5 protein-coding genes are annotated in these 4,633 nt (G+C 41.5%); 2 read left to right on the top strand and 3 right to left on the bottom strand.

Annotated elements, in window-relative coordinates; all coding sequences use genetic code 11:
- Nucleotides 1-48: 48 nt before the first annotated feature.
- Entirely contained in the window at nucleotides 49-1,272 is a 1,224-nt protein-coding gene (gene ispG, locus P9B04_RS14715; RefSeq protein WP_342055739.1) for a (E)-4-hydroxy-3-methylbut-2-enyl-diphosphate synthase, read from the bottom strand.
- Between the two features lie 184 nt (nucleotides 1,273-1,456).
- On the opposite strand from ispG, the gene P9B04_RS14710 reads away from it, so the two are divergent.
- Both P9B04_RS14710 and purB read left to right on the top strand, forming a co-directional pair.
- Nucleotides 1,457-1,696 carry a hypothetical protein gene (locus tag P9B04_RS14710; RefSeq protein ID WP_342055738.1) on the top strand — a complete coding sequence of 80 codons (240 nt, stop codon included), beginning with the start codon at nucleotides 1,457-1,459 and terminating at the stop codon, nucleotides 1,694-1,696.
- An 83-nt stretch (nucleotides 1,697-1,779) separates the two neighbouring features.
- Nucleotides 1,780-3,075 (top strand): adenylosuccinate lyase, encoded by a 1,296-nt coding sequence (purB, locus tag P9B04_RS14705; protein ID WP_342055740.1) that lies wholly within the window; start codon nucleotides 1,780-1,782, stop codon nucleotides 3,073-3,075.
- An 82-nt stretch (nucleotides 3,076-3,157) separates the two neighbouring features.
- Here the strand turns inward: purB and P9B04_RS14700 are convergent, their stop codons facing one another.
- Together P9B04_RS14700 and P9B04_RS14695 are read right to left on the bottom strand one after the other, a co-directional pair.
- Nucleotides 3,158-4,141 carry a glycosyltransferase family 2 protein gene (locus tag P9B04_RS14700; protein ID WP_342055737.1) on the bottom strand — a complete coding sequence of 328 codons (984 nt, stop codon included), beginning with the start codon at nucleotides 4,139-4,141 and terminating at the stop codon, nucleotides 3,158-3,160.
- Nucleotides 4,142-4,385: 244 nt separating this feature from the next.
- A partial coding sequence (locus P9B04_RS14695; RefSeq protein ID WP_342055736.1) for a hypothetical protein occupies nucleotides 4,386-4,633 on the bottom strand: 248 nt, incomplete at its 5' end.

The following is a 4,633-nucleotide window of genomic DNA, read 5'->3' as shown; positions in this document are numbered from 1 at the left end:
TTGGAGAAGCCCGCACTGTAACGGTACTCCGTTCAGTGTCGGGAGTCGTCACGGATCAACCCAACGGCCATCTGCTTTGATGAGATTAATCAATTCTTCGACCCCTTGTGTTTCGTGAACCCTTTTGATTTCTTCTCGACCGCGATACAGTGCAATATGGCCTCCTTGTTTACCGACATAACCGTAGTCAGCATCGGCCATTTCCCCTGGTCCATTAACAATACATCCCATCACTGCAATATCCAAACCAGTGAGATGTTTAGTTGCTTCTCGTACTTGCTGTAATACTTCCTCAAGGTTAAACAGGGTACGACCACAAGAAGGACAAGCGACATACTCAACCATTGTCTTACGGAGTCCCAATGCTTGCAAGATACTATAGCAAACAGGAATTTCCTTTTCTGGTGACTCGGTTAAAGAAACACGAATGGTATCCCCTATTCCTTCTGCTAAGAGGGTTCCAATTCCAGCAGTTGACTTAATACGACCATATTCTCCGTCTCCTGCTTCTGTCACTCCCAAATGTAAAGGATAATCCATTCCCAACTGATCCATCCTTTGCACCATCAAACGATAGGCAGCCAACATTACGGGAACGCGGGACGCTTTGAGGGAAACAATCAAATTATAAAAATCAAGGGACTCACAAATATGGATAAATTCTAAGGCAGACTCCACCATCCCTTCTGGGGTATCTCCGTAGGTGAATAGCATTCTTTCTGCTAAAGAACCATGATTAACCCCAATTCGCATCGCTTTTCCTTGATCTCGCAGGGAGATAACCAATGGTTCTAGGGTTCTACGAATTTTATCTCCGATGTTTTCAAATTCTTCTTGTGTATATTCTGTACGGGTGGGACTGGGTTTTTCAAAGACGTATAATCCTGGATTAATACGCACTTTATCTACGTGCTTAGCCACTTCTAGGGCAATATTTAAGCCATTATGATGCACATCTGCTACCAAAGGAACCGGTTGATACACCTGGGCTAATTTATCTTTAATTTTAGCTAATGCTTTGGCGTGGCCCATGCTAGGAACCGTTACCCGAACAATCTCACAACCAATTTCGTGTAAACGGCGAACTGCAGCCACAGATCCGTCAACATCTAGGGTGTCTTCGTTGATCATGGACTGGACAACAACAGGAAAACCACCCCCAATGGTAATATTCCCCACTTTAACTGGACGGGTTTTACGGCGATGAATAGTGGTATCAAATTCTGGTTTAGAAAAGGTTTTCGGTGTTTTAGGCGTTTCGATAGTTTGCATGGTGGCTGATTATAAAATAATTTGGTAGCGAATTTATCCAAGTCCTATTTTAGCTTGATGTCGGCAGAATTCCCTGCTCTCTTGTCTTACCCTATAATCCCTAACGTCTTAATATTTGTGGGGACGGTTGTGATTATCCAGAATTTCCTTGATACTGAGGTTAGGGAGAATGATCAACAAAATAATGAAAGAAACAATTTTGACTTGGTTGAACCGTTTACTGGTGGCTGATGTATTTTTGATTTTGCTAGGGTTTTTCTGGTTTGTGGTGGCGGTTATTGGTCGCTCTGTGGGTGTTTCTCTGGGTTTTGATCTCTGGTATAAACTTTGGCAACCTTTATTTAATCCTGCTATTGGTATCCTCTTCTTAGGAGCAATTCTCACTTGGGGAATCAATAAAATTTCTCAAAAATTTAACTCATAACTGCTGGTTGCCAGGGTTCACCATGAACCGAGGGAAAAACCCAAGTGTGGTACTATATCATGTTGTATCAGTGATAAATGGCAGTGATTGAACGTTATACCTTGCCAGAGATGGGAGAACTTTGGACTGATAGTTACAAGCTGAAAACTTGGTTACAAGTGGAGGTTGCAGTTTGTGAGGCTCAAGCAGAATTAGGTTACATTCCCCAAGAAGCAGTAGCAGAAATCAAGGAAAAGGCTAATTTTGACCCGCAACGGGTACTAGAAATTGAAGCGGAAGTGCGTCACGATGTGATCGCATTTTTGACCAATGTTAACGAATATGTGGGAGATGCAGGCCGTTATATTCATTTAGGTTTAACCAGTTCTGATGTTCTAGATACCGCCTTGGCTTTACAATTGGTGGCTAGTTTAAACCTGATTTTAGAGTGTCTTGAGGATTTGATTCAAGCATTACGTTACCAGGCTCAACAACACCGTAACACGGTTATGGTAGGGCGATCGCACGGCATTCACGCCGAACCCATTACTTTCGGGTTTAAGTTGGCAGGATGGTTAGCAGAGGTGCTACGAAATAGGGAAAGATTAGTGAAGTTACGTCGCACTATTGGAGTGGGTAAAATATCTGGTGCGGTGGGAACCTACGCTAATGTTGACCCCAGAGTGGAGGCCTTATCCTGTCAATATCTAGGACTAGAACCGGACACCGCTTCGACTCAAGTGATATCGCGCGATCGTCACGCAGAATTTGTGCAACAATTGGCTTTATTAGCCTCCTCTGTGGAACGGTTTGCAGTGGAAATTAGAAACTTACAACGCACAGATGTCTTAGAGGTAGAAGAATACTTTTCTAAGGGACAGAAAGGGTCTTCTGCTATGCCTCACAAACGTAATCCCATTCGTTCAGAAAGGTTAACGGGTGTCGCTCGCATTATTAGGGGTTATACGGTGGCTGCCCTAGAAAATGTTGCTCTGTGGCACGAACGAGATATCTCCCACAGTTCCGTAGAACGGGTAATGCTACCAGATACTTGCATTTTAACCCATTTTATGTTGAAGGAAATGACCAATCTAACCAAGAATTTATTGGTTTATCCAGACAACATGAAGCGGAATATGAATGTTTATGGTGGGGTTATTTTTAGTCAACGGGTACTGTTGTCTTTGGTGGAGAAAGGAATGAGTCGAGAATCTGCTTATCAAGTGGTGCAGAAATGCGCTCACTCGGCTTGGAATCAAGAGGATGGTGATTTTCATGGTTTGATCAGCAAAGATCCCGAGGTAACCCAATATCTCTCCCCTGAAGACATCGAAAATTGTTTCGATCCTCAGCATCATCTACAAAATCTAGACACTATTTATCAAAGGTTAGGCATTTAAAATTTTAGCTTCTGTTGGGGCTTGATATTATTAAGCCCTCAGTGAAGTCATATTTTGAGTTGCCAAGTAACTTGCCTCCTTTTTATTGAAAAGAGGCTCGATGGTTGACTTTTGAACCGCTAAAGCCTCCAATTTCAGCTAAAGTGTATAAGGGTCTGCCTTTTATCTCTTCATAGATTCTCCCAATATATTCCCCTAAGATACCAAGACAGACAAGTTGGACTGACCCTAAAAAGAAAATCGCAATCATAATAGTAGCTAAACCTGTAATGGGGGAATTGGGGTCATGCAAACGCCAGTAAAGAACCAATAAAGCCATCATTAATGCCACCCCAGCAGAAAGTAACCCTAAATAAGTTGATAACCTTAAAGGAATTCTCGAAAACGAAATCAAACTATTTAATGCTAGGGAGAAAGACTTCTGGAAAGTATACTTAACTTCTCCGGCAAAACGAGGATCTCGCTCAAATTTAACGGCAGTTTGCCTAAACCCAATCCAAGCTCTCAAACCCCGAATATAGCGACTTCTTTCTGGCATAGTATTAAGAACATCAACTACCTGCCGATCCATCAAGCAAAAGTCCCCCGTATCCGCCGGAATATCCACATCTGCTAATCGTTTAAGAATACGGTAGAACACATAGGCGGTAAACCGCTTAAACCATCCTTCTTGTTTACGTTTGAGACGCTGAGCATAGACAACTTCATACCCCTGTCTCCACTTCTCAATCATATCAGGGATTAACTCGGGGGGATCTTGTAAGTCCGCATCGAGAATGATCACTGCTTGACCCCTGGCAAAGTTAAGTCCGGCTGTAACAGCAGTCTGATGTCCAAAATTACGGGCTAGGCTAAGATAACATACTCTCGAATCGGTTTGATGTAGTTCTCGAATCAGTTTGAGAGATTTATCCCAACTCCCATCGTTGACTAAAATTAATTCAACCAAACCGTCAAGACGATTCATGATCTGGCTAACACGGTTGTAGAGTTCGGGAATTGTCTCTTCTTCGTTGTAGATGGGAATAATCAAAGAATATTTGGGAGTTTGAGAAGCACTATTCACAGCCTTTATCTACCTAGTGTAAAGTTTAAATTAATTCTAAAGGATTGGGTGCCAAATTGACCTTATAATTTTCCAGTTCATATTGGTCAATCTGAGAAATGTTGGATGTTAGAAAAAATCTATTAAAAATGAAAAAATAGGGAACAATACAGACAATCAAACCAACTATTAAAACAAAACCTGTTCTATTTCCTTGAGATATCGAGAATTATGGCATAGTTATCCCTCGAAAACTAAACATACTTTAGTCTTTGGGTAAAAGAAGCTTTACTGAGGAACTCGACCAGTTTTCTACAAATAACTTTGTATTCACTTTCATCTGTTCAACTGGCTCGTTTTTAAATGTTCTTATAGCAATTAATGCACAATAATCTAACTGATCATATGGAAATTTATCCATTAATTTAGCAGAATAATTTTGGGGACTAACTATATGAGAAAAGAAGCTTCTCAAAAAGTCTGGGGGGACTCGCCGAAAGTTAGGGGACAAAG

Source organism: Crocosphaera sp. Alani8 (assembly GCF_038442745.1).
Lineage (GTDB): Bacteria > Cyanobacteriota > Cyanobacteriia > Cyanobacteriales > Microcystaceae > Crocosphaera.
The sequence above is the reverse complement of the archived record's forward strand: the minus strand, read 5'-3'. Positions and strand labels throughout refer to the sequence as shown.